We start from the raw sequence: 24,116 nt of genomic DNA on the forward strand, positions 1-24,116 counted from the left end.
GGTTTCTGAAATTTGACCTGCCGCCGTCCTGTGTCTCGATGATAGAGAGGTGGCACTTCGGCTGGCGGGCCGATCCTGTTTCAATTCGAGCGAGGTTATCAAGGCGGTGAAAGTCGGCATCGACATGGGCACGGTTTCGGGCGGACAGCCTGCGACGCTCGATATCGAGGAGCTGCTGGCAACCCGTCTTCTGGTGCAGGGCAATTCCGGCTCCGGCAAGTCACACCTCCTGCGCCGCCTGCTCGAACAATCCGCTCCCTGGGTTCAGCAGGTCATCATCGATCCGGAAGGCGACTTCGTCACGCTGGCCGACAAGTACGGCCATGTGGTCGTCGATGGTGAGCGGACGGAGGCCGAGCTCGTCGGCATTGCCACGCGTATCCGTCAGCACCGCGTCTCCTGCGTCCTGACGCTCGAAGGTCTCGAAATCGACGATCAGATGCGTGCGGCCTCGCATTTTCTCAACGGCCTGTTCGACGCCGATCGCGAATACTGGTATCCGGTGCTGGTCGTGGTCGACGAGGCGCAGATGTTTGCGCCCGCTGCCGCCGGCGAGGTCTCCGACGACGCGCGCAAGATCTCGCTCGGGGCGATGACCAACCTCATGTGCCGTGGCCGCAAGCGCGGCCTTGCCGGCGTGATCGCGACGCAGCGCCTGGCGAAGCTCGCCAAGAACGTCGCGGCGGAAGCATCGAACTTCCTGATGGGCCGCACCTTCCTCGATATCGACATGGCGCGCGCCGCCGATCTTCTGGGCATGGACCGTCGGCAGGCGGAAATGTTTCGCGACCTGAAGCGTGGCAATTTCGTCGCGCTCGGCCCGGCTCTGTCACGCCGGCCGCTGCCGATCTCGATCGGTACGGTGGAAACATCGGCGCGCTCTTCCAGCCCGAAGCTGATGCCGCTGCCGGATGCGCCGCAGGATGTCGAGGATCTTATCTTCACGCCGGATCCGGAAGAATTCACCCGGCCGATCGTGCGCCGTGCCGCGCCGCAGCCGCGTCCGACGACGGACATTCTCGCCGAATTGGCGCGCGCCGAACCGGCAGCACAGGCCGAGCCGACACCGCGCCAGGCAACGCTCGATCTCAACCCCGAAGAGCGGGCCGAGAAGATAGAGGGCGTGCTGGCCGAAATCCTCGGCAATCCGGATGCGGGCTTCCGCTCGGACGCCGAACTCTATCAGGACTTTCTGGTGAGAGCCCGCATGCGCCGCATTTCCGGACCGCCGATGTCGCTGGCCGAGTTCAGACACCGGCTGGCGGTCTCCCGTTCGGGCGTGGACGAGGAGACGGCCGGGACGGAGACCTGGGCGAAGGCGCTGGATCTGGCGCGCTCCGTGACCGACGATCTTCAGGGCGTGTTCCTGATGCTGGCAAAGGCGGCGATCCGGCGCGAGCCATGCCCGCCGGATGCCGCGATAGCCCGCGTGTACGGCACCCATTCCGCCCGCCGCGCGCGCCGGTTCTTGAGCTATTTCGAGGAACAGGGTCTGATCGTCCTGCACACGGATTTCGCCGGCAAACGGATTGCCGCGTTTCCGGACCTTGATGCCGAAAGCGCGCCGGGCAACCCCGATGCGCCCGACATGCCGGGGCAGCAGGCGGCTGAATAGGCTTATTGGTCGACCGCGGGCGCGCCGGCTTCATCCGCCGGCGGTGCGGGCACGTTCGACGTGATGCCGAAATGCTTGTCGAGCAGCGCGGTCATTTCCTTGTCCCGTTCCGCGGCGCTCCTGGCGCCGAGAACCACGCCGATCAGCCGCTTGCCGTCATGGGTGGCAGACGTCACCAGATTGTAGCCGGCGGCCTCCGTGTAACCCGTCTTGATCCCGTCGGCGCCGGGGTAGTGGGCGAGCACGTTGTTGTGGCCGTGGAGTTTCATGCCGCGGAACTCGAAGCGGCGGGTAGAAAACAGCTTGTAGTCGTCCGGATAGTCGCGGATCAGCGCCTGGGCGAGCTTTGCGAGGTCTGCGGCGGTGGTGACCTGGTTTGGGTCCGGCAGTCCGGCGGGATTGGTGAAGACTGTGTCCTTCATGCCGAGTTCCCGCGCCTTCGCGGTCATCACCTTGCCGAAGGCCGCTTCCGAGCCGGTCAGCTTTTCGGCGATCGCCACGGCGGCGTCGTTGGCGGACAGAACGATCATGCCGAGGACGGCTTCTTCGACCGTGATCGAGCGGCCCACGCCGATCGCGTATTTGAACGGATCCTTGCTTTCGGCGTTTTCCGTCATCACCAGCTTGCCGCCCCACGACAGGTGTCCCTCGTGAAGCGCCTCGAAGGTGAGGTAGAGCGTCATCATCTTGGTGAGCGAGGCGGGATAGTTCACCACGTCGGCGTTCTCCGCTTCGAGAACGGCCCCGGTGTCGGCGTCGAGAACCAGATGCGCGCGGCTCGCTTGCGCGGCACCGGCATTGACGGTCAAGGCGATGGCGAGAGCAATGCCCTTGAACAGGCGACTTTTGAAAAAGGTCATCGGTAACGGTCCGGGTGAATGCATTGCCGTATCAGCAATAGCGGAGTTTTTGCGACTGGTCAGCAGAGCGCAACGATGCATCGGATTTTTGCGGCGCTGTTGTGGCGTCTAGGCGCGTTCTTCCCATATTTTCACCAGTTCCACGATCGTCTGCACCGCCTTTTCCATGTCCTGCACGCTCACCCATTCGAGCGGTGAGTGATAGGCATGGCCGCCGGTGAAAATGTTGGGGCAGGGCAGTCCCATATAGGAAAGGCGCGAGCCGTCGGTGCCACCCCGGATGGGGCCGAGCTTCGGTTCCATGCCGGCGCGGCGGACGGCCTCGACGGCATAGTCGACGATTTCCGGATCGCGGTCGAGCACGGCCTTCATGTTGCGGTACTGTTCGCGGACCTTGAATATGTAGCTTGAGCCCGGGTAGTCGGCCATGACCGTGCGGACGACCGCCTCGAGCAACTCTTCCTTTTCCTTCAGCTTCTCGTCGACGAAGTCGCGGATGATGAAGGTGAGGCTCGCCTTTTCCATGGCGCCCTGCATGGAGACCGGGTGGATGAAGCCGTCCTTGCCGTCGGTGCGCTCCGGCGTGATCGATTTTGGCAGACGTGCGACGATCTCGGCGGCGATCTTGATGGCATTTTCCATGCGGTTCTTGGCGTAACCCGGATGCATGGCGACACCGGTGATCTCGATCTCGACGCCGTCGGCGGAAAAGGTCTCGTTCTCGATCCCACCGGCCGTGCCGCCATCCATCGTGTAGGCGAATTTCGCGCCAAGCTTGTCGAGGTCGACCTTGTCGGCCCCGCGGCCGATTTCCTCGTCGGTGGTGAAGAGGATCTTGACCGTGCCGTGCCTGACTTCTGGATGATCGAGGAAGTAGCGCGCCGCCGTCATGATCTCGGCGATGCCGGCCTTGTCGTCGGCGCCGAGCAGCGTGGTGCCGTCGGTGGTGACGATATCGTTGCCGATCTGGTTCGTCAGTTCCGTCTGGCTGGCGACGCGGATGACCTGCGAGGGGTCGCCTGAGAGTTGAATATCTCCGCCGGCATAGTTGCGGACGATCTGCGGCTTGACGTTCGTCCCGGTGAAATCGGGAGCCGTATCCATATGCGAGCAGAAGCAGATGACCGGCACGTCCTTGTCGGTATTCGCGGCAAGCGTCGCATAGACATTGCCGTGATTATCGATATGGGCATCCTCCAGCCCCATCGCCTTCAGTTCATCGACCAGCAGCCGGCCGAGGTTTTTCTGCTTCTCGGTGGATGGCTGGGCTGTCGAGAGGGGATCGGACTGCGTATCGATGACGACGTAGCGGAGAAAACGGTCAAGAACGGTATCGGTCATGGCAAATCCATTGGCGGGAAGAAATCGATTGAAGGGGTATAACGTCGTCTGCCTGACGTGGGAAACAGATTGCCTGCAAGGAACTGTCACAATGCGGCAACATTGTGGGAAAACCCGTTGCCTGAAGGCGGCGCAGAGCCATCCCGGCCAAAATGACATTCGCCAAATTTGAGGAATTGTTAGTAAATGACTGCTGAAAATTGCCGCTGCTTTTGTCCCTTTCCGACCGGAGAACCGTCTGATGTTGACGCGCAGGCATTTCATCGCGGCGACCGGCCTTGCAGCGCTTGGCATCGCCGGCGGTGTATCGGCGGCCGAGAGCGGTGCCATGGAAATCCTTAGGCTCTGGCCGGGCGAGCCGCCGGGTGGCGGCGGACCGCATGGTCCGCTGAAGGAAACGCCCTGGGGTGTGGTCAGCAATATCAGCACGCCCGATATCCACGTGTTCCGCCCGGAAAAGCCCAATGGCGCAGCGATGCTGGTGATAGCCGGCGGCGGCTACAGGCTGATCTCACGCAAGGCGGAGGGATATACAGCCGCGAAATGGCTGAATGCGCTTGGCTATACGGCCTTCGTGCTGACATACCGCCTGCCGGGCGAGGGCTGGCACGCCGGGCCGAAGGCGCCGCTCGCCGATGCACAGCGTGCCATCCGGATGATCAGGGCACGCGCCGCCGATTTCGGGATCGAGAAGGAGCGCGTTGGCATCCTCGGCTTTTCGGCGGGCGGGTATCTCGCCGGACTGGCGTCGGTGCGTTCCGACTTCCAGAGCTACGTTCCGGTCGATGATATCGACAGCGAGCCGGACCGCCCGGACTGGACCGCGCTCGTCTATCCGGTGATCACGCTGAAGACGCCCTATGACCACACGTCGACCAGGCGGCAGATGCTGGGGCCGCATCCCACACCGGAAGAAGTGTCGGAATGGTCCGTCGAGACCTATGTGAATGCCGACACGCCGCCTCTGCTGCTTGTCCATGCCGCGGATGACCCGATCGCCAATGTTCATCACAGCCTGATCATGGAACAGTGCTGCGAGCAGGCCAAGGTGCCGGTCGAGTTTGTCGAGCTCCCGAAGGGGGGACATGGTTTCGGGATGAGCAAGCCGGGCAAGCCGAGCTACGGTTGGAGCGATCACCTGCAGAGCTGGCTGAAGAAGGTCGATGCCGCGGGGACGTGATAAGCCGACCATCGTGATGTGACCGCGAAGATCGCTATTTCGAGCCACTGAAATTCTTCGTGACGTCAAAAATGGTCCATTGCCTGGCGGAAATTTTGTGCATTGAGTGCCGCATATTTCCGGACATGGTGACCTTATTTTATGAATTCCAGAATCGACATTCTCGTACCTGTATTCAATGGTGAGAAATATCTGCGTCAGTCGCTGGAAAGTTTGAGCGCGCAGTCGTTCACGGATTTTCGGGTGTTGGTGCTGGATGACGGCTCGACCGATGGCAGCCTCGACATTGCCCGGGAGTTTTCCAGTCGTGACGCACGGTTCATGACCATCGATCTGCCGCATGCGGGCATCGTTTCGACCTTGAATCACGGCATTTCACTGGTGACGGCGCCCTATGTTGCCCGGCACGATGCCGATGACGTCTCGACAGAGGGGCGATTACAGATCCAGCTCGATTACCTTGAGAACAATGCCGAGGTGATCGCTGTTTCAGGCTCGTACTTCAACATGAATGCCGCGGGGGTGTCGCGTGCCAGATCGTACCCTTCCAGGGATCCGGACGTGGCCGATCCCTTTTTCATCCCGGCCAAGGAACCTTATCTCAAACACCCTTTCATGATGACGCGGACAGATGCCTTGCGGGCAATTGGCGGCTATCGTCACATTGTCTACGCGGAAGACGCAGATCTCTGCTGGCGACTATGGCTGAGAGGGCGGCTCGTCAATCTCCCGTGTATCTTTGGCGCCTACCGGGTCCATGCGGACAGCGTCAGCGGGAGCTATCGGGAAATTCAAGGCTTCTATTCGCAACTTTCGGCGCTGTCGGTCCGGCGGCGAGTTGCTGGACTATCGGATATCTTGGTCACACAGGATCTTGCCAACGTCATCTGCAATTGCCGGACGATCGAGGACATGGCAAGGCAGGTTCCCGGCCTTGCTCCGGAAGAGGAGGCGTACCTCATCTGCTCCAGTTATGTGAAGATCATCGGCCTCAGCCGTGGCCGTGGTGTTCCACTGAAGTTTGAGACGGTGTCGGGCGCCATTGCCGCCTATGCGCGGTTCCGCCGATTGTTGGGATCTCCCGGCAGGCAGATGCGTCGAGCCGTCCGCCTTGGCGTGCGCCGCTGCATTCGCCGCGAGCTAACCTCGTGGCGGTCCATGTGCATGCTTGGCAGCTATATCCGGAATGTCGAGCTGGCAAAGCTGACGAGACCTTGAAGACAGTCGCAATCGCGGTCTTTTTGCTCATGATATCCGACTGGGCCGCTTGACTTGCCCCATGTTTCCGCCTAAAGACCGCGCCAACGCCGGGTCGAAAGCCCGGTGTTTTCATTGACATGTCCCGTGGTCTCTCCGGTCGCGTAATCGTGCAGAGACCTGTCAGAGCTCGAAAAAGGGGTTCAGAGGAGGGCGTGTTTCCTTGATCCGGTTTGGCAACAGACCGGTGTAACTGATTGAAAGGAAATGCGATGAGCAAGCGCGAATCGTCCAAGTACAAAATTGACCGCCGCATGGGCGAAAACATCTGGGGCCGTCCGAAGTCCCCGGTCAACCGTCGCGAATACGGCCCCGGCCAGCACGGCCAGCGCCGCAAGGGCAAGCTTTCGGACTTCGGTGTGCAGCTGCGCGCCAAGCAGAAGCTGAAGGGCTACTACGGCGACATCCGCGAGAAGCAGTTCCGCGCCACCTACGACGAAGCCAACCGTCGCAAGGGTGACACCGGTGAAAACCTGATCGGCTTGCTCGAGTCGCGTCTGGACGCCATCGTCTACCGCGCCAAGTTCGTTCCGACCGTCTTCGCTGCACGTCAGTTCGTCAACCACGGCCACGTTTCGGTCAACGGCGTTCGCGTCAACATCGGTTCCTACCGCTGCAAGGTCGGCGACGTCATCGAAGTTCGCGAAAAGTCCAAGCAGCTGGTGACGGTTCTCGAATCGGTCCAGCTCGCCGAGCGCGATGTTCCGGACTACATCGAAGTCGACCACAACAAGATGGTTGCCACCTTCGCTCGCGTTCCGGTTCTCGCCGACGTGCCGTATCCGGTCGTCATGGAACCGAACCTGGTCGTCGAATTCTATTCGCGTTAATCCGGGCGGATATCCGTTCTTTGGAAAAGCCGCTCCATTCGGGGCGGCTTTTTCGCATTCCGGGCAAGGAAGACGCAGATGGCAGACCTGCAATCCATCGTAGACGGTATCTATTCCGACCTCACGCCGCGCCTCGGCGAGGGCAAGGTCGCCGATTACATTCCGGAACTCGCCAAGGTCGATCCGAAACAGTTTGGCATGGCGATCGCAACCGTTGATGGACAGCTCTTTACCGTAGGCGACGCGGCGACGCCGTTTTCGATCCAGTCGATCTCCAAGGTTTTCATGCTGACGCTGGCGCTTGGCAAGGTCGGCGAGGCGGTCTGGAACCGGGTCGGACGCGAGCCGTCGGGCTCCGCCTTCAACTCCATCGTCCAGCTCGAGCACGAGCACGGCATTCCGCGCAATCCCTTCATCAATGCCGGCGCTATCGCGGTCACCGACATCGTACTTGCTGGCTACCAGCCGAAGGAAGCGATCGGCGAATATCTGCGCTTCATGCGCATGCTTGCCGATGACGACGCAATCACCATCGACGGCAAGGTGGCGCGGTCCGAAAACGAGACCGGCTACCGCAATTTCGCGCTTGCCAATTTCATGCGCGGCTTCGGCAATCTGCACCATCCGGCCGAGCACGTTCTTGGCGTCTATTTCCATCAATGTGCGCTGTCGATCACCTGCACGCAGCTGGCCCGGGCCGGGCTGTTCCTGGCGGCGGAGGGCAAGAACCCGCTGACCGGACATTCCGTCGTATCCGCCAAGCGGGCGCGGCGCATCAATGCGCTCATGCTGACCTGCGGCCATTATGACGGCTCGGGCGACTTTGCCTTCCGCGTCGGTCTGCCCGGCAAGAGCGGCGTCGGCGGCGGCATTCTGGCGGTCGCACCGGGCAAGGCGTCGATCGCCGTCTGGTCGCCGGGCCTCAACAAGGTCGGCAACTCGCTCCTTGGCTCCGTGGCGCTGGAAATGCTGGCTGCGCGAACGGGCTGGTCGGTGTTTGCCGGCCATGGCAGCGAAAGCAGGGCTTGATCTTGGTCTTGCCAGAGGGCATGCCGGTATAAGACGCTTGGGAGCGATGCGAATGTTGAACAGGATCGAGACGGACGAACAGGAGCCGGCGGAAGAGCAGGGTGCACATCCGCTGTTCGCCGAAGCCCCGCGATCGGTGTCCTTCAACAAGCTGCGCAAGCGTCTGCTTAGACAGGTCCGCCAGGCGATTGGCGATTTCGACATGCTGAAGGGCCAGAAGCGCTGGCTTGTCGGGGTTTCTGGCGGCAAGGATTCCTACGGGCTGCTGGCGCTGCTTCTCGATCTCAAATGGCGCGGCCTGCTGCCGGTGGAGCTTGTGGCCTGCAATCTCGACCAGGGGCAGCCGAATTTTCCGAAGCATGTTTTGCCGGAATACCTCAGTTCGATCGGTGTGGAGCACCGGATCGAATACAAGGACACCTATTCTGTGGTGACGGAGAAGGTGCCGGCGGGGGCGACCTATTGTTCGCTCTGCTCGCGCCTGCGGCGCGGCCATCTCTACCGGATCGCCCGCGAAGAAGGCTGCGACGCGCTGGTCCTCGGCCATCATCGCGAAGACATTCTCGAGACCTTCTTCATGAATTTCTTCCATGGCGGCCGGCTTGCCACCATGCCGGCGAAGCTCCTCAATGACGAGGGTGATCTCTTTGTCCTGCGACCGCTTGCCTATGCGGCCGAAGACGATCTCGAAAAATTTGCCGCGGCCATGCAGTTCCCGATCATTCCGTGTGATCTCTGCGGATCTCAGGACGGCCTGCAGCGCAATGCCATGAAGTCGATGCTCGCCGATATCGAGCGGCGCATGCCGGGGCGCAAGGACACGATGTTGCGGGCGCTGTCGCACGTCAATCCGTCGCATCTTCTCGACCCGGCGCTTTTCGATTTCTCGGGTCTGACAGCAATATCACAGGGTTCTTCCACATAGGGTCTTTCCCATCCATGCGGTTCCTTTTATTGAGGACACAGGGATGGGGCTTCGCCGGTCTTGAGGCGGGAGCCTATTTGGAACGATGGAGCTGCAGACAGGTTTCCGCCGCATATGGGTGGTTGGCTGCTGTCTGTTGGTTTGCAGAAGAGACGGATTGCAGGGAAGCTTTGACTTGACCGCGGAATTGGACACTTCGGTAACGACGCGAGCGGTCTTTCTGATCGGCGGCTACGAGCGCAATGACGCACGCCGGTTTTTTGCTCGGATCGCCAAGGAGTTGCAGCGCTTTGCCGCCTGCTGGACCGTTCGCGCCGAAATCTCGGATCCGACCTTCGATGATGCCGGGCACATGGCGACCGCACGCATTTCCTACGGAGACGGCGCTGCCTCCTGCCAAACCGATTTCACATTTCTGAGCTTCGACGACATCGTCAAGAAGGACGGTGCTCGACCCTTCGTCGTCCGGCTGGCCGTCTATCTCGCCGGTTTCTTCGACTACATCTTCAGCGGCACTATGTTCCGGTTCTTTGCCGCAAACTGGCGGTTTGCGCTGTATTTCCTCTACCCCTTCGCCTCGCTCTGTTTCTTCGCATTCGTCGGCTGGATGGTCTACAGGCTGACTGCGTTGCTTGGCCTGCCGGGAGGCCCGATCATCCCGGCGCTCCTCGGTATCGCCGCGGCCGTCGGTGTCGGGCGGTATCTCGGACAGCGTTACTTCGTGTTTCACCTGATGGACCTGTGGTCGTTCAGCCGCGAACATCTGAGGGGCCGTCGGCAGGATATCGAAGCCCACTATTCGCTGTGGGCGGAGCGCATTGCCGATCGCATCGCCGCCAATCGCTACGACGAGGCGCTGCTGGTCGGCCATTCCACCGGCGGCGCGCTGATCCTCGATCTCGCAGCGATCCTTGCCGAAAAGCTTAGGCAGGAGGGACGGCCGGTCGACTTTTCGTTGATGACGGTCGGCTCCACCTCGCTCAAGGTGGCGCTGCATTCGGCGGCGAAGAAGGCGCGCCGACGGCTCGCAAGCCTTGCCGACTACCCGGATATCCGCTGGACGGAGTTCCAGGCGTTGACCGACATCATCAATTTCTACAAGTGCGATCCTTATCGCATGGCCGGACTGCGCCATGAGCGCGGCGATGCCTTCCCCAAGCTCCATCAGGTGCGCTTCAAGGGCATGCTGGACGCCAAGCAGTACAAGCGCATCAAGAGGAACTTCTTTCGCGTGCATTATCAGTTCATTTCGGCCAACAACCGGCAGTATTTCTACGACTTCTTCATGATCACCTGTGGTCCGCGGCCTCTCTCGGCGGTTTCCGAAAAGAGCAAACCCGGCGGTGTCGCCGGTGCCGGCTGCCGAGAGGTTGCCTGATGCTCGGATTGTCGTTCTGGATCTGGGTCGCCTTCATGGCGGCATGGGCGGCGCTGCGCTACCCGGCAATGCGTCGCGCCCGCAAGCAGAAGACCGCGCGCGACAACCGTACGCCGCTCGATATTTTCCTGCTGACGCTGTGCGTGGTGGGGCTATCGATCATTCCGGTCCTGTGGCGGATCGGCGTCTTCCACGGCTTTGCCGATCGCGCGCAGAACCCGTGGGCGATTGCCATCGGGGTCGTGACCGGCATTGTCTTTCTCTGGCTGTTTCGCCGCAGCCACAAGGATCTTGGGCGCAACTGGTCGGTGACGCTGGAAATCCGCGAAGGCCATCGGCTGGTGACGAATGGCGTCTATTCGTATCTCCGTCACCCGATGTATGCGTCATTCTTCCTGTGGGGTGTGACGCAGGCACTGCTGATCGCCAACTGGGTTGCCGGTCTTGCCGGCCTGTTTGCGATCGCCTGCCTTTACATCGAGCGTCAGGCGCGCGAGGAGGCCATGATGCGGGCGACCTTCGGCGCGGAATATGACGCCTATTGCGCCCGCACGAAGCGGATCGTTCCAGGACTGTTCTGAGGGATGCGGGGAGCGCCAGGCTCCCCGGCGTCGATCAGCGGATGCGCAGGACCTTCTTGATTTCCGCGATGGTCTGGGCGTGCAGCTTTTCGTTCTTTTCGACGTTGAAGTGGCCTATGCCCTTGATCGCGTCATCGCCCTTGCTCACATTGATATTCGAGAGCTTGCCCTTGAAGCCGTCGCCAGGCTTGACCGGTGCCCAAAGGGCGTCGGACCCCGTGTAGAAATTCACGACGCGCCGCACGTTCGAGGGCACGGGACCCTGGCCGGTCGGATCGAAGGTGACGATCAGGTCGACGCGGACATTGCGCCTCTTGAGATACTTGGCGACATTATAGGCTTCGTCGGCGCCGAAGGAATGGCCGATCAGGACAATCGGTCGACCGGCCTTGGAGGCGGCGTATTTCTGCGCGATCTGGCTGGCGAAGCTGTCGCTGTCGCGAAGCGAAACCACTTCGGAAGGAATGCCCTGCTTCTTCAGTTCGCGGCCAAGCGTATCGAGGCCTGTCGAGAAAATGTTGGCAAGGCCGCGGATCAGGTAGACCTGTCCGTCGATCGCCTTGGCGGGCGTGGCGGTCTTGGCGTCTGCTGCGCCCGGCAGCACGGCCGTCGCGGCAAGAGCTGCACCGAAAGACAGGATAGCGCGTCGGGAATACATGCGGGCAAGGGCTCCTATGGGTTGGAAACATCGGCGATCATGCATCTTTTATCAATGCAGACAATAGTTTCGGATCGTCGCCGAGCGATATTCAAAAAGATTTCGGCGCATGGTTACCTGCCGCGCGTCTTTAAGCTATCTGCAGTGCTGCACATTGCTTTGCCGCACAATCAAACCGGAAGAGGTAATTTATGACTTTGGACGTGAAATCCATTGCGGACCTGCTGCGCAGCGCCGCCAAGGCGGAAATCTTGCCGCGGTTCCGGCGGCTTGGCGGAGATGACGTTCGAATCAAGAGCGAACTCACCGATCTGGTGACCGAAGCGGACGAAGCCGCCGAGTGCAGGATCCGCGCAGAATTCGAAGCGCTGGCGCCCGGCTATCTCTTCGTCGGTGAGGAAAGCGTGGCCGCCGATCCGGACCTTCTCGGAAAACTCGCGACCGCAGACAAGGCGCTCGTGGTCGATCCCATCGACGGAACCTTCAATTTTGCCTCCGGCCTGCCGCTGTTCGGCGTCATGGCTGCGGTCATCTCGGGTGGTGAGACGGTCGCGGGCATCATCTATGATCCGATGGGCGACGACTGGATGATCGCCGAGAAGGGGGCCGGCACCTATTTCGTTCGGCCGGACGGCCATAGCGAGCGGGCGAAGGTCGCCGAGCCGCTTCCGCTTGAGGAGATGATGGGTATCGCCTCGGTCGGTTTCCTGCCTAAGGAGAAGCGTCCGGAAATCATGGCCAATCTCGCCAAGGCGCGCTACGCGACGAGCTATCGCTGCGCCGCACACGAATACCGCGCCTTTTGCGGCGGCCATATCCAATTCCTGATGTACAACAAGCTGATGCCTTGGGATCACCTTGCCGGCACGCTGATGTCGCAGGAGGCGGGCGCCTATGCCGCGCGCTTCGACGGTTCCGCCTATCGCCCGCAACACACGAGCGGCGGACTTCTGATCGCGCCCGACAAGGAGACGTGGGAGATGCTGCGCCGTGAGGTGTTTACCGTCTGAAGGCTGGGAAGCCGGTCAATGACCGGCTTCCGCCACCTCTGAATGGGCATACTTCTCGCCGACGCCGAAGAGCTTGCCCTTCTCGGCCACCAGCACGCAGACAAGGCAGATCAGGCCGAGGAAGAAGAAGCCTGCAGCGATCGGAAGAACGTCCCCCTGGAACGTATGGCCGATCAATCCGCCAATGACGGCACCGCCGGCCGTCTGCAGGAAGCCGAACACGGACGAGGCCGTGCCCGCCAGGCTGCCGAGCGGTTCCAGCGACAGGGAGTTCATGTTGGACGAACACCAGCCGAACATGAACATGATCGAGGCGAACAGTCCGAAGAACAGCCAGAACGACAGAAGCTCCAGCCAGGCGAGCAGGAACCAGACACCGCTCAATCCGATGAAGGCGAGCAGGGCGCCGTGTGACAGGCGCCGCATGCCGAAACGGCCGACCGCACGCGAGTTGAGGAAGGACGACACCGACATCAGCCCGGCGACGGCGGCGAAGGCGAGCGGGAAGAGATCGCCGAGGCCGTAGACGTCGACATAGATCTGCTGGGCTGTGTTGATGAAGCTGAGCAGCGCGCCGATCATGCAGGTGCCGGCAATCGCATAGGCCAGCGCAAAGCGGTTCTTCAGGACGGTCATGTATCCCGACGAGATCGCCGCGACGCTGATCGGCCGGCGATATTCCGGATGCAGGGTCTCGTCGAAGCGGAGGTAGCTCCAGAGACCGATGAGGAGCGCGAAGAAGCCCATGAACAGGAAGACCGCCTGCCAGTGGCCTGTCAGATAGAGAAGCTGGCCGACCGTGGGCGCGATGACGGGGACGACAAGGAATACCATAAAGACGAGCGACATGACCTGCGCCATGTCGCGGCCGTCATAGCGGTCGCGGATGGCCGCCTGCAGCGCGATGCGGGTGGCGGCGGCGCCCAGACCCTGCAGGAGGCGAACGGCGAGCAGGCTCGTGAAGGTTGGCATGAAGATCGCGGCAAGCGCCGCCGTCACATAGATGCCGACGCCGATGATCGTCGGCCAGCGCCGACCGAAACGGTCGCAGATCGGGCCGAAGAACAGCTGCGCTATGCCGAAGCCGAACAGATAGGCGGAAATCACCAGCTGCCGGTCGTTCTCGATCATGACGTTCAGCGCTTCGCCGATATGCGGCAGGATCGGCAGCGTAATGTCGATCGCCAGAGCATTGATGCCCATCAGGCCGGCGCAGAGCGCGATGAATTCCGTCTTCGATGTCCGATAGGACTGGGGCGCGAGGGCAGTCATGGTCTGGCTTTCTCGGTCGGCAAGCCATGGCGCAGGCAGGAATTCGCAGCTGCGGCAGATGGCCGGTGTTTCGTCATTGTCGTCTTGATACGCCCGGGCCGAAGGCAGGATCGGGGGCGGGGAGGCGGATCGAAAGTCTTGAGGGTGTCCAAAATGCATGCAGGCCGGATGTGGTCCGGCCTGCATGCTTGCCTGTTGGACCGATTATGTCAGGCGGCGCCGCGCACCGCGATACCGTTTTCCTGCATGTGGGTCTGCAGTTCGCCGGCCTGGAACATTTCGCGCACGATGTCGCAACCGCCGAGGAACTCGCCCTTCACGTAGATCTGCGGAATGGTCGGCCAGTTGGAGTAATCCTTGATGCCTTGGCGGATTTCCATATCCTCGAGCACGTTGATGCCCTTGTAGTCGACGCCGAGGTAATCGAGGATCTGGACGACCTGGCCGGAAAAACCACACTGCGGGAACTGCGGCGTTCCCTTCATGAAGACGACGACGTCGTTCGACTTCACTTCATTGTCGATAAAATCGTGAATGGCGCTCATTGCAAATATCCTCTGACATACGGGGTCAAGGCCCGATGTTGACTGTGTAGCCGCTAAATAACATGCCCGGGACGGAATTCCAGCAGGGCGGTCTAAAAAAGATACGTGAGCCTGACTTTCCGGCTAGCGCGCTCGCTGACGCGGCTTGCTTCTGGCCTTGACCGTCCGTCGCCGGCTGACCTGCTTCTTTGCAGGCGAGCGCGTCGTCTTCTTGCGGGTGCCGGAGGTGCGGCTGACTGTCGAGCGGGTGGCGGGCTTGCGCTTCGTCGTCGTGCGCTTCTTGCGCCGGGTCGTGCCCGTCAGCCCCGTCTTCTTCAGGATTTCGCTGACGACGCTCTTGACGACGCCGTCGACCAGTTCCTTCATCAAGTCAGCCATTGTCGCTCCCCCTTGCGGCCGCGCCGCTTACTTCGGCGCGGAGGTCTGCAGGGCAAGCGCGTGCAGCGCTTCGCCCATGTTTCCCTTCAGCGCGTCGTAGACCATCTGGTGCTGCTGGACGCGGGTCTTACCGCGGAAAGCCTCCGCCACGACTTCAGCTGCATAATGGTCGCCGTCGCCCGCCAGATCCCGGATCTTGACCACAGCCCCGGGAATGCCGGAGCGGATCATGTCTTCGATGTCACCTGGTTTCATGGCCATGACGGTTCTTTCCCTTGTTGTTGTTATTCGGCGGCGGCGGGCAGTTCGCCCTTGCCGTCCATGTAGGAAGGAAACCATGATTCATAGGCTTCGTGCAATCGGCTGACGGGCAGCGAGATGAGATCGTCAACAACGAGGCTGGTGCCCTCGACCGTGCCGATGCGGCGGAAGAAAATGCCGGAACCTTCGGCGCTTGCGCAGACGAAATTGGCAAGGTCGGCCGGAACCGCGATGACGTAGCGGCTCTGGTCTTCGCCGAACAGCAGCGCATGCGCCGGACCGCGGCTTTCTTCCAGGCTGATCTTCGCGCCCTTGCCGGACTTGATCGCCATTTCGGCGAGCGCGATCGCCAGACCGCCGGAGGAAATGTCGTGGCAGGCGGTGATCTGGCCGTTGCGGATCGCCGAACGGACGAAGTCGCCATTGCGCCTTTCGGCGACCAGATCGACTTCCGGCGCCGGTCCGTCGATGATGCCGAGCACGTCGCGCAGGTAGACCGACGAGCCGAGATGGCTGCCGTCGCCGCCGATCAGGATCAGGTGGTCGCCATTGTTGGCGCCGCCGATCTTGGCCATCTTCGACCAGTCGGGCAGGAGGCCGACGCCGGCAATGGTCGGGGTGGGCAGGATCGCCTCGCCATGGGTCTCGTTGTAGAGGGAGACGTTGCCCGAGACGATCGGGAAGTCGAGCGCGCGGCAGGCTTCGCCGATGCCTTCGATCGCCTTGACCAACTGGCCCATGATTTCCGGCTTTTCGGGATTGCCGAAATTCAGGTTGTCGGTCGACGCCAGCGGCTCGGCACCTGTGGCGGTGATGTTGCGCCAGCATTCGGCGACGGCCTGCTTGCCGCCTTCATAGGGGTTGGCCTCGACATAGCGCGGCGTGACGTCCGAGGAGAAGGCGAGTGCCTTGGTCGGATGGCCGTCAACGCGGATGACGCCGGCGTCGCCGCCCGGCAGCTGCAGCGAATTGCCCTGGATCAGCGTGTCGTACTGTTCGTAGACCCAGCGGCGGCTCGACTGGTTGGGCGAGCCCACCAGCGTCAGCAGGGCTGCGTTGTAGTCTTCGGGCTCCGCCACCAGATTGGCCGGAAGAACGGCCGGGACGGTCGGTTCGCGCCACGGGCGATCATATTCCGGCGCCTCGTCGCCGAGTTCCTTGATCGGCAGGTTGGCGACTTCCTCGCCCTGGTGCAGGACGCGGAAGCGCAGGTCGTCGGTGGTCTTGCCGACGATTGCGAAGTCGAGGCCCCACTTGACGAAGATCGCCTTGGCTTCCTCTTCCTTCTCCGGGCTCAGCACCATGAGCATGCGCTCCTGGCTCTCCGACAGCATCATTTCATAGGCTGTCATCTGCTCTTCGCGGACCGGCACCTGGTCGAGGTTGAGTTCGATGCCGAGGTCGCCCTTGGCGCCCATTTCGACGGCCGAACAGGTGAGGCCAGCTGCACCCATGTCCTGGATGGCGATGACGGCGCCGGTCTGCATCAGTTCGAGGCAGGCTTCCAGCAGGCACTTTTCGGTGAAGGGATCGCCGACCTGCACGGTCGGGCGCTTTTCCTCGATCGTCTCGTCGAATTCGGCCGAAGCCATGGTGGCGCCACCGACGCCATCACGGCCGGTCTTGGCGCCGAGATAGACGACGGGGAGGCCGACGCCCTCGGCCTTCGAGTAGAAGATCGCATCGGACTTTGCGAGACCGGCGGCAAAGGCGTTGACGAGGATGTTGCCGTTGTAGCGGGCGTCGAATTCGACCTCGCCGCCGACGGTCGGAACGCCGAAGGAATTGCCGTAGCCGCCGACGCCCGACACGACGCCTGACACCAGGTGACGGGTCTTCGGATGATCCGGTTCGCCGAAGCGCAGCGCGTTCATGGCGGCGACCGGACGGGCGCCCATGGTGAAGACGTCGCGCAGGATGCCGCCGACGCCGGTCGCAGCCCCCTGATAGGGTTCGATGTAGGACGGGTGGTTGTGGCTTTCCATCTTGAAGACGACGACGTCGCCGTCATCGATGTCGACCACGCCAGCATTTTCGCCGGGGCCCTGGATGACGCGCGCGCCGGTTGTCGGCAGGGTGCGCAGCCACTTCTTGGACGACTTGTAGGAGCAGTGCTCGTTCCACATGGCCGAGAAGATGCCGAGTTCGGTGAAGGTCGGTTCGCGGCCGATCAATTCCAGAATGCGATCGTATTCATCCGGCTTCAGGCCATGGGCGGCGATGAGCTCCGGGGTGATGGCGATGGTATTCGAGATGGTCATGTGTCCAGACGTGTCCGTGCGCGATGGGAGAGGTTTTCGGTCTCTTTATCCCATGTCACAGGCAAGTGCGACAGGAAATTCGTCGTCTCAACAAGGGTTTTGCCGGTTTCTGTACCTGTTGCAGGTCACCCGCCATGGTCACGAATAACTGTCGTAGCTGCTCGTGCCGTTTTCCAGGATCTGGCGCAGGAGCTTGAAGCCGCGTTCGACTTCGGCATCGTCCTTGACCGAGGAGAAGCCGACGCGGATGCGGTGCCAGACGCGGTCGGAGCGGCCGGGTTTGAACTCGTCCTCGTCGTCGACCAGAATGCCTTCGTTGAAGACGGCGTTCTTGAACGTGCCGGAGAGCCAGGGCTCCGGCAATTTCAGCCAGAAAAAGGGCAGGCCGGGCAGAGCGGCGTAGTCGAAGTCCGGGAAATGGGTCTCGAGCAGCTTCTGTCGGTCCATGATCTTGGCGATGCTGGTCGCCTTCAGGTCCGCAGCTTCGCCCGACAGGACGAGTCGGGCGCAGAGCTCGGCGAACAGGAACGGCATGCCGCCGGTGATCATCTTGTGGGCGATGCGCACGCGGTGGGCGTAATGCGGAGGGCAGGCGACCCAGCCGCCGCGCACGCCGGCGGCGACCGATTTCGACAGGCCGCCAATCAGGAAGGTGCGTTCCGGCGCGAATTCGACAAGACGCGGCGTCTCGTCCCGGCAGAGCGAGCCATAGAGGTCATCCTCGATCAGCCAGACATTGTACTTGCGGGCGATCTCGGCGATCTGCCGGCGCCGTTCGACCGGCATGACGACGGCGGTCGGATTGTGGGCGGCCGGCATCAGGAAGGCGATCTTCGGGTGCTGCTGGGCGCAGACGCTTTCGAAATCCTCCGGGATCATGCCGTGTTCGTCGATATTGGCGAGCACCGTGCGGCGGCCGATCAGATTGGCGCTGCGGGCGATCTGCGAATAGGTGAGGTGTTCGAAGACGATCTTGTCGCCGGGTGAGGTGGCGACCGTTAGCACGGCCATGATGGCGGCATGCGCGCCGAGCGTCGGCACGACGTTTTCGGCTTCCGGGACGAAGGCGCCGCGCGTCAGCCATTGCGCGCCGGCCTCGAACCAATGGCGCGGGAAGGTGCGGGTGTAGCTGGCGATCTCGGCCGGATGTTCGTTGATGATCTCGCCCGTCAGCCGGCCGATGGTGGCGGCCTGGCCGCTGTCGGGTGCGGCGGTGGTATCGAAGCGCAACGCGCCGCTCGGCGCGACGTCCGGCCGCGTGCCCTGCATTGTCATCGCCGGCGGCGTCGCCTGCTGGATTTCCTCACCGGCTTCCGCCTGTTCGAGGACATAGGTGCCGCGGCCGACCTCGCCGCTGACCAGTCCGCGCTCATGGATGAGGGAATAGGCTCGGCCAATTGTCCCTATTGTCACCCCTATGTCGAAAGCGAGATTTCGCTGGGGCGGAAGCTTCGTCCCTGGCGGCAAAGTGCCGTCGACGATCGCGTCTTCGATCCGGTCCGCGAGGCGGACGTAAAGCGGGCCGGAGCCCTTGGAAATATCGGGAAGCCAAGTTGTCATGGTGACAATTCTATACATTGTCACCCCTCCCGAGTCAATTGTATACCGCCGTCATGCAAGAGCATTTTTGAACAGAGAAAGGCAGACAGGTGCAATCATGAGACGGGTACAATTCCTTGACGGTGCAATGGATACAATCGGTGCTTCCGCGAAGACGGACAATGCCGTGCGAAAGCCGTCGGGTGTTGAACTGCTGATGGATGTGCTGTCGGGCCGCTTCGGCTCCCATGCGGACAGCGTCAAGTCCTGGCTGCAGCTGCGCCGGACACGCCAGAGCCTCCTGGAACTGAGCGATGAGCAGCTGCGTGACGTTGGCATTACCCGCCGGATGGCCGATCGCGAAGCCGCGAAGTCGCGCTTCATCGCCTGATCGAGACGCAAGTTCCCCCGGGGCCACGTCCATGGTCCCGTTTCAAGCCCGCATCCGCTATCCCAACGGCGGTGTGCGGGCTTTTTTCATGCGGTCATTTGGGAGCGTTATTCTCTTAGCAGTTCGTCTGGCCGCTGGCCCAGCGGTTGACGTCGGCAGTGATCCGACCGCCCGAGGATTCCGCCAGAAGCGGTCCGAAGGCGCTGAGCCTGGCCGGGGATCCTTCCGCCTGCACGACGAGCAGGGGCAGGGATTCGGGCTTGTGCTTGTTGACGACCAGAATGCGCGGACGGCCGGAGAAGGAATTGAGCTCCGGCGCCAGACGGTAGGGCGCGAAGGCCGGGTCTTTGGACTTGAACCAGCAGGCGTTGGCGGCGACAGCCACGCGCTCCATCATCGACAGCGCCGACGACCCGCCGACAGGCGCCGGCGGCTTGCTCTGGCACGCGGCAAGCGCCAGCGCCAGCAGGAGGGAGGAAGCTGCCTGTGCGGCGAGACGCAGTGTCGGGTTTTTCATGGGTGCCTTCAGGCGGTTCTGTCGATCAGGCTGCGATGACGTCGAGGGCGGAGGCGAAGATGCCGCGCCCGTCATTGCCGCCATGGGCTGCCTCGATGAGGTTTTCCGGATGCGGCATCATGCCGAGAACATTGCCCTTGGCATTGACAATGCCGGCGATGTCGTTGACCGAACCGTTCGGGTTGGTGCCGTCGGCATAGCGGAACAGCACCTGACCGTTGCCTTCGATCGCCTTCAGCGTCTCTGCATCGGCGAAATAGTTGCCGTCATGATGGGCGACCGGGCAGCGGATGATCTGGCCCTTGTCGTAGGCACGGGTAAAGTCGCTGTCGGCGTTGGCAACCTCGAGCTTGATCTCCCGGCAGACGAATTTCAGCGAGGCGTTTCGCATCAGCGCGCCCGGCAGCAGACCGGCTTCGACGAGGATCTGGAAGCCGTTGCACACGCCGATCACCTTCACGCCTGCTTCGGCCTTCTTCAGGATCGCCTGCATGACCGGCATGCGGGCGGCAATGGCGCCGCAACGCAGGTAGTCGCCGTAGGAAAAGCCGCCGGGGATGACGATCAGGTCGACGTCCGGAATGTCCGTTTCCGTCTGCCAGACGGTGACCGGTGCCTGGCCGGAAATCTTGGTCAGGGCGGCGATCATGTCACGGTCGCGATTGAGGCCGGGAAGCTGGACGACGGCAGATTTCATCGGTCTTGCACCTTTTGGCAATGCCTGCGCACCAAGCCGCAGGCAGATCTATAGATCAGTCGATGGCGATCGAGTAGTTCTCGATGACCGTGTTGGCGAGAAGCTTTTCGCACATGGCCTTCAGGTCGGCCTCGGCTTCTTCCTTCGTGGTGTTGTCGATTTCGAGATCGAACACCTTGCCCTGGCGGACATGGCCGATGCCTTCGAAGCCGAGCGCGCCGAGCGCGCCTTCGATGGCCTTGCCCTGCGGGTCGAGAACGCCGTTCTTCAGCGTTACGGTTACGCGTGCCTTGATCACTTTCCCTCTTTCCTCGCTTACTTGACGAGCACCGGACCCGTACCGCGCACGGGCTCGTTTTCATTCATGATGCCGAGACGGCGTGCGACTTCCTGATAGGCTTCCAGAAGCCCGCCCATGTCGCGGCGGAAGCGATCCTTGTCCATCCGCTCCTTGGTCTCGATATCCCACAGACGGCAGCTGTCCGGCGAGATTTCGTCGGCCAGGATGATGCGCATCATGTCGCCTTCGTAGAGGCGCCCGCATTCGATCTTGAAGTCGACGAGCTGAATGCCGACGCCGAGGAACAGGCCGCTCAGGAAGTCGTTGATGCGGATGGCGAGCGCCATGATATCGTCGAGTTCGGCGGGGTTGGCCCAGCCGAACGCGGTGATGTGCTCTTCGGAGACAATCGGATCGGCAAGCGCGTCAGACTTGTAGTAGAACTCGATGATCGAGCGCGGCAGGACCACACCTTCCTCAATGCCCAGGCGTTCGGACAGCGAACCGGCAGCAACATTGCGCACGACGATCTCGAGCGGAATGATCTCCACTTCCTTGATCAGCTGCTCGCGCATGTTGAGGCGGCGGATGAAGTGGGTCGGAATGCCGATCTTGTTCAGATGCGAGTAGATGTACTCGGAAATGCGGTTGTTGAGCACACCCTTGCCATCGATGACTTCATGCTTCTTCTTGTTGAAGGCAGTGGCGTCATCCTTGAAGAACTGGACCAGCGTGCCCGGCTCCGGTCCTTCGTAGAGGATCTTTGCCTTGCCTTCGTAGATACGGCGGCGACGGTTCATATGATATACTCTTTTCTAGTGCGTCTCCTGGGAGCGGGCGCACGATTGAAATCTCAAGCGGTCCATATCCGAAAAGATTCGATTTCACAATCCGGCTGACATTCCTTCCCTGGTTTTCATAGACTCGGGGGCCTTTGCGGAAGGCGGCGGACTCAACGCTTTAAGATAAGCATGAATCTAGCACTTTCGATGGCGTTAGGGAAATGGACCGTTTGGCTTTCCACCACTGCCTGAATGTGCGATTCTCCACGTCGGCATTCGCGATCACGGGAGGGATACCGATGGATGCGATGGAGGAGCGCGAGCGGGCTTACGAGAGCAAGTTCGCCCATGACGAGGAGATGAAGTTCAAGGCCGTGGCGCGGTGCAATCGGCTGGCCGGGCTATGGGCCGCGGAGATCCTGGGCCTACCGGAAGATGAGCGGGAGGCCTATGCGTTGCAGGTCGTCGAGGCGGGGTTCTCGCAAGGCTCTGACAATGGCGCGCTGGCCTTGATCGATCGCGACCTCAGGGCGGCCGGCGTGCATCCCGGAGAAGAGGCATTGCGGGCGAAGTTCGATGCACTGCTGATTGCCGCGATGGCGGATATCCAGGCAGGTCAATAAACGCTGTTCGCCGTTTCCGGACCTCATCATCGACTATACCCTCGACGCGCTTTTGCGGGCGGGCTAGCATCTCTTCATGCTTGATTTCGACGAATGCAATGCCGCGCGGCTGCGGCGCGACCCGGATTACGACGGACGCTTCTTCATCGGTGTGAAGACGACCGGCATCTACTGCCGGCCCGTTTGCCCGGTGCGCCAGCCGCTGACGAAGAATGTCACCTTTCATCCGAGCGCTGCGGCGGCGGAGAAGGCTGGTTTTCGCCCATGCCTCAGGTGTCGGCCGGAAACCGCGCCGTTCTGCCCGGCCTGGAACGGCACGCGCACCACGGTGGAGCGGGCGATGAAGCTGATTGCCGACGGCGCGCTCGATGGCGAAGGCACTGTGGAGGCGCTGGCGGAGAAGCTTGGCATTGGGCCGCGGCAGTTGACGCGGCTCTTTGCCCGGCATCTCGGCGCGAGCCCGGTGCAATTTGCCCGCTCAAACCGCATCCAGCGCGCGAAGCGGTTGATCGACGAGACGGCCATGTCGATGGCCGCTGTCGCCAGGGCCGCCGGGTTCGGCAGTCTCAGGCGCTTCAATGCAGCCTTTTCCGAGATTTATCGTCGTCCGCCGACAGCATTGCGCCGGCGGATGCCGGAAAGCGTGTCTTCTGTCGAGGCTGCCCATGGTTGAGTTCAAGCCCGTCCGGCGGCGCGATCTCTGCTACCGCTACCTCGAGAGCCCCGTCGGGTCGCTGCTTCTCGCCGGCAGGGACGAGGAGGTCCATCTGATCGCGTTTCCCTCCGGCAGCCGTGCCGTGGCGCCGCTCGACGGCTGGACGGAGGATGAGACTTGTCTCCGCGAGGTGACGTCGCAGCTTGCCGCCTATTTTTCAGGAAGTTTGCGACGGTTTGAGCTCGATCTGCATTTCGACGGGACAGAGTTCCAGAACCGGGTCTGGCAGGAACTGCAGGCCATTCCGTTCGGCGAGACGATTTCCTACGGCGAACTGGCCGAGCGGATCGGCGAGACCAAGCTCGCCAGCCGGGCTGTGGGGGCGGCCAATGGCGCCAACCCGCTGCCGATCGTCATCCCGTGTCACAGGGTAATCGGCGCCGACCGTTCGCTTACCGGTTTCGGCGGCGGCCTGCCACGCAAGACTTTCCTGCTAAAGCACGAAGGCGTGCGGCTCAAGGAGCCGTCCGCGCAGATGACTCTGTTTTGAAGCAGTCAGTGCGGGGCTTTTAGCCGGCTCAGGAACTGCGCGAAGACCATCGTGCCTTCCGGCCATGGGCCGTGACCGGATTCGGCATTGATGTGGCCGGCTTCACCGGCATCGATCAGCAGCGATCCCCAGGCAGACGTGATGTCATCAGCGTGCTCGTAGGAGCCGAACGGATCGTTGCGGCTGGCGACGGTGATGGCCGGGAAAGGCAGCGGTTCGCGCGGATAGGGACCGAAGGTCATCAGGTGTTTCGGGCGGATGTCCGGATTGGTGACATCCGGTGGGGCGACGAAGAAGGCGCCGACAACCGGCTTGCGCAGCTGCGGGATCGCATGGATGGCGGCGGCGACGCCAAGCGAATGGGCCACCAGCACGACCGGCTTCTCGGCATCGTTGACGGAATCGACGACAGACTGCACCCAGTCCTCGCGGACGGGCTTGTGCCATTCGACCTCGCGGATGCGGCGCGCCGTGCTGAGCTTTTCTTCCCAGCGGCTCTGCCAGTGATCCGGTCCGGAGTTCTTGAACCCGGGTACGATGAGAATGTCTGCTTCTGATGCTTTCATGATGGCGGGATGTGAAATCGGCATGCCCGATTGTCAAGAGGAGAGGCCGGAAAACAGGGCAATTTCGGCGCTGATCTGAGCGGTTGCCGCTCGGAAACGGGCTATTGCGGGACGATGGATACGAAAAGGGCGCCC

27 protein-coding genes are annotated in these 24,116 nt (G+C 61.9%); 13 read left to right on the forward strand and 14 right to left on the reverse strand.

The window, feature by feature from the left end:
- The first annotated feature begins 106 nt into the window (after window positions 1-106).
- Complete coding sequence (locus NN662_RS09115) at window positions 107-1,615, forward strand: ATP-binding protein (protein WP_261929966.1); 1,509 nt, start codon at window positions 107-109, stop codon at window positions 1,613-1,615.
- 2 nt (window positions 1,616-1,617) lie between these two features.
- Here NN662_RS09115 and NN662_RS09120 read toward each other — a convergent pair whose 3' ends face one another.
- Both NN662_RS09120 and pepT read right to left on the reverse strand, forming a co-directional pair.
- Window positions 1,618-2,475, reverse strand: coding sequence for a D-alanyl-D-alanine carboxypeptidase family protein (locus tag NN662_RS09120; RefSeq protein WP_261929967.1), 858 nt, complete (start codon window positions 2,473-2,475; stop codon window positions 1,618-1,620).
- A gap of 108 nt (window positions 2,476-2,583) precedes the next feature.
- Window positions 2,584-3,816: a peptidase T gene (pepT, locus tag NN662_RS09125; RefSeq protein ID WP_261929968.1), complete on the reverse strand. Its 1,233-nt coding sequence runs from the start codon at window positions 3,814-3,816 to the stop codon at window positions 2,584-2,586.
- A 241-nt stretch (window positions 3,817-4,057) separates the two neighbouring features.
- Here pepT and NN662_RS09130 point away from each other — a divergent pair, with 241 nt between their 5' ends.
- From NN662_RS09130 to NN662_RS09160, 7 genes are all read left to right on the forward strand, one after another.
- Window positions 4,058-4,996, forward strand: coding sequence for an alpha/beta hydrolase (locus NN662_RS09130; RefSeq protein ID WP_261929969.1), 939 nt, complete (start codon window positions 4,058-4,060; stop codon window positions 4,994-4,996).
- A 141-nt stretch (window positions 4,997-5,137) separates the two neighbouring features.
- Window positions 5,138-6,214 carry a glycosyltransferase family 2 protein gene (locus NN662_RS09135; protein ID WP_261929970.1) on the forward strand — a complete coding sequence of 359 codons (1,077 nt, stop codon included), beginning with the start codon at window positions 5,138-5,140 and terminating at the stop codon, window positions 6,212-6,214.
- A 251-nt stretch (window positions 6,215-6,465) separates the two neighbouring features.
- Complete coding sequence (rpsD, locus tag NN662_RS09140; protein WP_261929971.1) at window positions 6,466-7,083, forward strand: 30S ribosomal protein S4; 618 nt, start codon at window positions 6,466-6,468, stop codon at window positions 7,081-7,083.
- Window positions 7,084-7,161: 78 nt separating this feature from the next.
- The gene (locus tag NN662_RS09145) at window positions 7,162-8,112 is read left to right on the forward strand and encodes a glutaminase (RefSeq protein ID WP_261929972.1); all 951 of its coding nucleotides are present in this window, start codon (window positions 7,162-7,164) and stop codon (window positions 8,110-8,112) included.
- Window positions 8,113-8,164: 52 nt separating this feature from the next.
- Window positions 8,165-9,037 (forward strand): tRNA 2-thiocytidine(32) synthetase TtcA, encoded by an 873-nt coding sequence (ttcA, locus tag NN662_RS09150; RefSeq protein WP_261929973.1) that lies wholly within the window; start codon window positions 8,165-8,167, stop codon window positions 9,035-9,037.
- 175 nt (window positions 9,038-9,212) lie between these two features.
- Window positions 9,213-10,415, forward strand: coding sequence for an alpha/beta fold hydrolase (locus NN662_RS09155; RefSeq protein ID WP_261929974.1), 1,203 nt, complete (start codon window positions 9,213-9,215; stop codon window positions 10,413-10,415).
- The gene (locus NN662_RS09160; protein WP_261929975.1) at window positions 10,415-10,996 is read left to right on the forward strand and encodes a protein-S-isoprenylcysteine O-methyltransferase; all 582 of its coding nucleotides are present in this window, start codon (window positions 10,415-10,417) and stop codon (window positions 10,994-10,996) included. The genes NN662_RS09155 and NN662_RS09160 overlap by 1 nt, the downstream gene beginning before the upstream one ends.
- A gap of 34 nt (window positions 10,997-11,030) precedes the next feature.
- Here the strand turns inward: NN662_RS09160 and NN662_RS09165 are convergent, their stop codons facing one another.
- A complete protein-coding gene (locus tag NN662_RS09165; protein ID WP_261929976.1) occupies window positions 11,031-11,654 on the reverse strand; it encodes a virulence factor in 624 nt (207 codons plus the stop codon).
- Window positions 11,655-11,845: 191 nt separating this feature from the next.
- Here NN662_RS09165 and NN662_RS09170 point away from each other — a divergent pair, with 191 nt between their 5' ends.
- Window positions 11,846-12,664, forward strand: a complete 819-nt coding sequence (locus tag NN662_RS09170; protein WP_261929977.1) for an inositol monophosphatase family protein — start codon at window positions 11,846-11,848, stop codon at window positions 12,662-12,664.
- A gap of 15 nt (window positions 12,665-12,679) precedes the next feature.
- Here the strand turns inward: NN662_RS09170 and NN662_RS09175 are convergent, their stop codons facing one another.
- The 6 genes from NN662_RS09175 to NN662_RS09200 all read right to left on the reverse strand — a co-directional run bounded on the left by NN662_RS09175 (window position 12,680) and on the right by NN662_RS09200 (window position 18,941).
- Window positions 12,680-13,936 (reverse strand): multidrug effflux MFS transporter, encoded by a 1,257-nt coding sequence (locus NN662_RS09175; protein WP_261929978.1) that lies wholly within the window; start codon window positions 13,934-13,936, stop codon window positions 12,680-12,682.
- 209 nt (window positions 13,937-14,145) lie between these two features.
- A complete protein-coding gene (gene grxD / locus NN662_RS09180) occupies window positions 14,146-14,481 on the reverse strand; it encodes a Grx4 family monothiol glutaredoxin (RefSeq protein ID WP_261929979.1) in 336 nt (111 codons plus the stop codon).
- 123 nt (window positions 14,482-14,604) lie between these two features.
- Window positions 14,605-14,859: a hypothetical protein gene (locus NN662_RS09185; protein WP_261929980.1), complete on the reverse strand. Its 255-nt coding sequence runs from the start codon at window positions 14,857-14,859 to the stop codon at window positions 14,605-14,607.
- Window positions 14,860-14,886: 27 nt separating this feature from the next.
- Window positions 14,887-15,120, reverse strand: a complete 234-nt coding sequence (locus NN662_RS09190) for a BolA family transcriptional regulator (RefSeq protein WP_261929981.1) — start codon at window positions 15,118-15,120, stop codon at window positions 14,887-14,889.
- A gap of 23 nt (window positions 15,121-15,143) precedes the next feature.
- Window positions 15,144-17,381, reverse strand: a complete 2,238-nt coding sequence (gene purL, locus NN662_RS09195) for a phosphoribosylformylglycinamidine synthase subunit PurL (RefSeq protein ID WP_261929982.1) — start codon at window positions 17,379-17,381, stop codon at window positions 15,144-15,146.
- A 138-nt stretch (window positions 17,382-17,519) separates the two neighbouring features.
- A complete protein-coding gene (locus NN662_RS09200) occupies window positions 17,520-18,941 on the reverse strand; it encodes a PLP-dependent aminotransferase family protein (RefSeq protein ID WP_261929983.1) in 1,422 nt (473 codons plus the stop codon).
- A gap of 127 nt (window positions 18,942-19,068) precedes the next feature.
- On the opposite strand from NN662_RS09200, the gene NN662_RS09205 reads away from it, so the two are divergent.
- The gene (locus tag NN662_RS09205; RefSeq protein WP_261929984.1) at window positions 19,069-19,311 is read left to right on the forward strand and encodes a DUF1127 domain-containing protein; all 243 of its coding nucleotides are present in this window, start codon (window positions 19,069-19,071) and stop codon (window positions 19,309-19,311) included.
- 115 nt (window positions 19,312-19,426) lie between these two features.
- On the opposite strand, the gene NN662_RS09210 is transcribed toward NN662_RS09205, so the two are convergent.
- From NN662_RS09210 to purC, 4 genes are read right to left on the reverse strand one after another with little or no spacing between them, the layout of a single operon-like run.
- Window positions 19,427-19,828, reverse strand: a complete 402-nt coding sequence (locus NN662_RS09210; protein WP_261929985.1) for a hypothetical protein — start codon at window positions 19,826-19,828, stop codon at window positions 19,427-19,429.
- A 25-nt stretch (window positions 19,829-19,853) separates the two neighbouring features.
- Window positions 19,854-20,525 carry a phosphoribosylformylglycinamidine synthase subunit PurQ gene (gene purQ / locus NN662_RS09215; protein WP_261929986.1) on the reverse strand — a complete coding sequence of 224 codons (672 nt, stop codon included), beginning with the start codon at window positions 20,523-20,525 and terminating at the stop codon, window positions 19,854-19,856.
- Between the two features lie 55 nt (window positions 20,526-20,580).
- Window positions 20,581-20,823 (reverse strand): phosphoribosylformylglycinamidine synthase subunit PurS, encoded by a 243-nt coding sequence (gene purS / locus NN662_RS09220; RefSeq protein ID WP_261929987.1) that lies wholly within the window; start codon window positions 20,821-20,823, stop codon window positions 20,581-20,583.
- Between the two features lie 17 nt (window positions 20,824-20,840).
- On the reverse strand, window positions 20,841-21,605 hold the full coding sequence (gene purC / locus NN662_RS09225) for a phosphoribosylaminoimidazolesuccinocarboxamide synthase (protein WP_261929988.1): 765 nt from the start codon (window positions 21,603-21,605) through the stop codon (window positions 20,841-20,843).
- Between the two features lie 281 nt (window positions 21,606-21,886).
- Here purC and NN662_RS09230 point away from each other — a divergent pair, with 281 nt between their 5' ends.
- The 3 genes from NN662_RS09230 (at window position 21,887) to NN662_RS09240 (ending at window position 23,415) form a co-directional block, all read left to right on the forward strand.
- Entirely contained in the window at window positions 21,887-22,210 is a 324-nt protein-coding gene (locus NN662_RS09230; protein ID WP_261929989.1) for a DUF1476 domain-containing protein, read from the forward strand.
- Window positions 22,211-22,286: 76 nt separating this feature from the next.
- Window positions 22,287-22,883 carry a bifunctional transcriptional activator/DNA repair enzyme AdaA gene (locus tag NN662_RS09235; RefSeq protein WP_261929990.1) on the forward strand — a complete coding sequence of 199 codons (597 nt, stop codon included), beginning with the start codon at window positions 22,287-22,289 and terminating at the stop codon, window positions 22,881-22,883.
- Complete coding sequence (locus NN662_RS09240) at window positions 22,876-23,415, forward strand: methylated-DNA--[protein]-cysteine S-methyltransferase (protein ID WP_261929991.1); 540 nt, start codon at window positions 22,876-22,878, stop codon at window positions 23,413-23,415. Before NN662_RS09235 ends, NN662_RS09240 begins: the two co-directional genes overlap by 8 nt.
- Window positions 23,416-23,420: 5 nt before the next feature.
- On the opposite strand, the gene NN662_RS09245 is transcribed toward NN662_RS09240, so the two are convergent.
- Window positions 23,421-23,981, reverse strand: a complete 561-nt coding sequence (locus NN662_RS09245) for an RBBP9/YdeN family alpha/beta hydrolase (protein WP_261929992.1) — start codon at window positions 23,979-23,981, stop codon at window positions 23,421-23,423.
- Window positions 23,982-24,116: the final 135 nt, after the last annotated feature.

Source organism: Rhizobium sp. NRK18 (assembly GCF_024385575.1).
GTDB lineage: Bacteria > Pseudomonadota > Alphaproteobacteria > Rhizobiales > Rhizobiaceae > JANFMV01.

Coding starts and splice junctions, on each gene's coding strand:
- NN662_RS09185 (WP_261929980.1), bottom strand. CDS start 14,859: ATGGCTGACTTGATGAAGGAACTGGTCGACGGCGTCGTCAAGAGCGTC.
- NN662_RS09200 (WP_261929983.1), bottom strand. CDS start 18,941: ATGACAACTTGGCTTCCCGATATTTCCAAGGGCTCCGGCCCGCTTTAC.
- NN662_RS09175 (WP_261929978.1), bottom strand. CDS start 13,936: ATGACTGCCCTCGCGCCCCAGTCCTATCGGACATCGAAGACGGAATTC.
- NN662_RS09240 (WP_261929991.1), top strand. CDS start 22,876: ATGGTTGAGTTCAAGCCCGTCCGGCGGCGCGATCTCTGCTACCGCTAC.
- ttcA (WP_261929973.1), top strand. CDS start 8,165: ATGTTGAACAGGATCGAGACGGACGAACAGGAGCCGGCGGAAGAGCAG.
- NN662_RS09245 (WP_261929992.1), bottom strand. CDS start 23,981: ATGAAAGCATCAGAAGCAGACATTCTCATCGTACCCGGGTTCAAGAAC.
- purQ (WP_261929986.1), bottom strand. CDS start 20,525: ATGAAATCTGCCGTCGTCCAGCTTCCCGGCCTCAATCGCGACCGTGAC.
- NN662_RS09120 (WP_261929967.1), bottom strand. CDS start 2,475: ATGACCTTTTTCAAAAGTCGCCTGTTCAAGGGCATTGCTCTCGCCATC.
- NN662_RS09230 (WP_261929989.1), top strand. CDS start 21,887: ATGGATGCGATGGAGGAGCGCGAGCGGGCTTACGAGAGCAAGTTCGCC.
- NN662_RS09145 (WP_261929972.1), top strand. CDS start 7,162: ATGGCAGACCTGCAATCCATCGTAGACGGTATCTATTCCGACCTCACG.
- NN662_RS09165 (WP_261929976.1), bottom strand. CDS start 11,654: ATGTATTCCCGACGCGCTATCCTGTCTTTCGGTGCAGCTCTTGCCGCG.
- NN662_RS09130 (WP_261929969.1), top strand. CDS start 4,058: ATGTTGACGCGCAGGCATTTCATCGCGGCGACCGGCCTTGCAGCGCTT.
- NN662_RS09235 (WP_261929990.1), top strand. CDS start 22,287: ATGCTTGATTTCGACGAATGCAATGCCGCGCGGCTGCGGCGCGACCCG.
- NN662_RS09210 (WP_261929985.1), bottom strand. CDS start 19,828: ATGAAAAACCCGACACTGCGTCTCGCCGCACAGGCAGCTTCCTCCCTC.
- NN662_RS09160 (WP_261929975.1), top strand. CDS start 10,415: ATGCTCGGATTGTCGTTCTGGATCTGGGTCGCCTTCATGGCGGCATGG.
- NN662_RS09170 (WP_261929977.1), top strand. CDS start 11,846: ATGACTTTGGACGTGAAATCCATTGCGGACCTGCTGCGCAGCGCCGCC.
- purC (WP_261929988.1), bottom strand. CDS start 21,605: ATGAACCGTCGCCGCCGTATCTACGAAGGCAAGGCAAAGATCCTCTAC.
- pepT (WP_261929968.1), bottom strand. CDS start 3,816: ATGACCGATACCGTTCTTGACCGTTTTCTCCGCTACGTCGTCATCGAT.
- NN662_RS09205 (WP_261929984.1), top strand. CDS start 19,069: ATGGATACAATCGGTGCTTCCGCGAAGACGGACAATGCCGTGCGAAAG.
- purL (WP_261929982.1), bottom strand. CDS start 17,381: ATGACCATCTCGAATACCATCGCCATCACCCCGGAGCTCATCGCCGCC.
- grxD (WP_261929979.1), bottom strand. CDS start 14,481: ATGAGCGCCATTCACGATTTTATCGACAATGAAGTGAAGTCGAACGAC.
- rpsD (WP_261929971.1), top strand. CDS start 6,466: ATGAGCAAGCGCGAATCGTCCAAGTACAAAATTGACCGCCGCATGGGC.
- NN662_RS09190 (WP_261929981.1), bottom strand. CDS start 15,120: ATGGCCATGAAACCAGGTGACATCGAAGACATGATCCGCTCCGGCATT.
- NN662_RS09135 (WP_261929970.1), top strand. CDS start 5,138: ATGAATTCCAGAATCGACATTCTCGTACCTGTATTCAATGGTGAGAAA.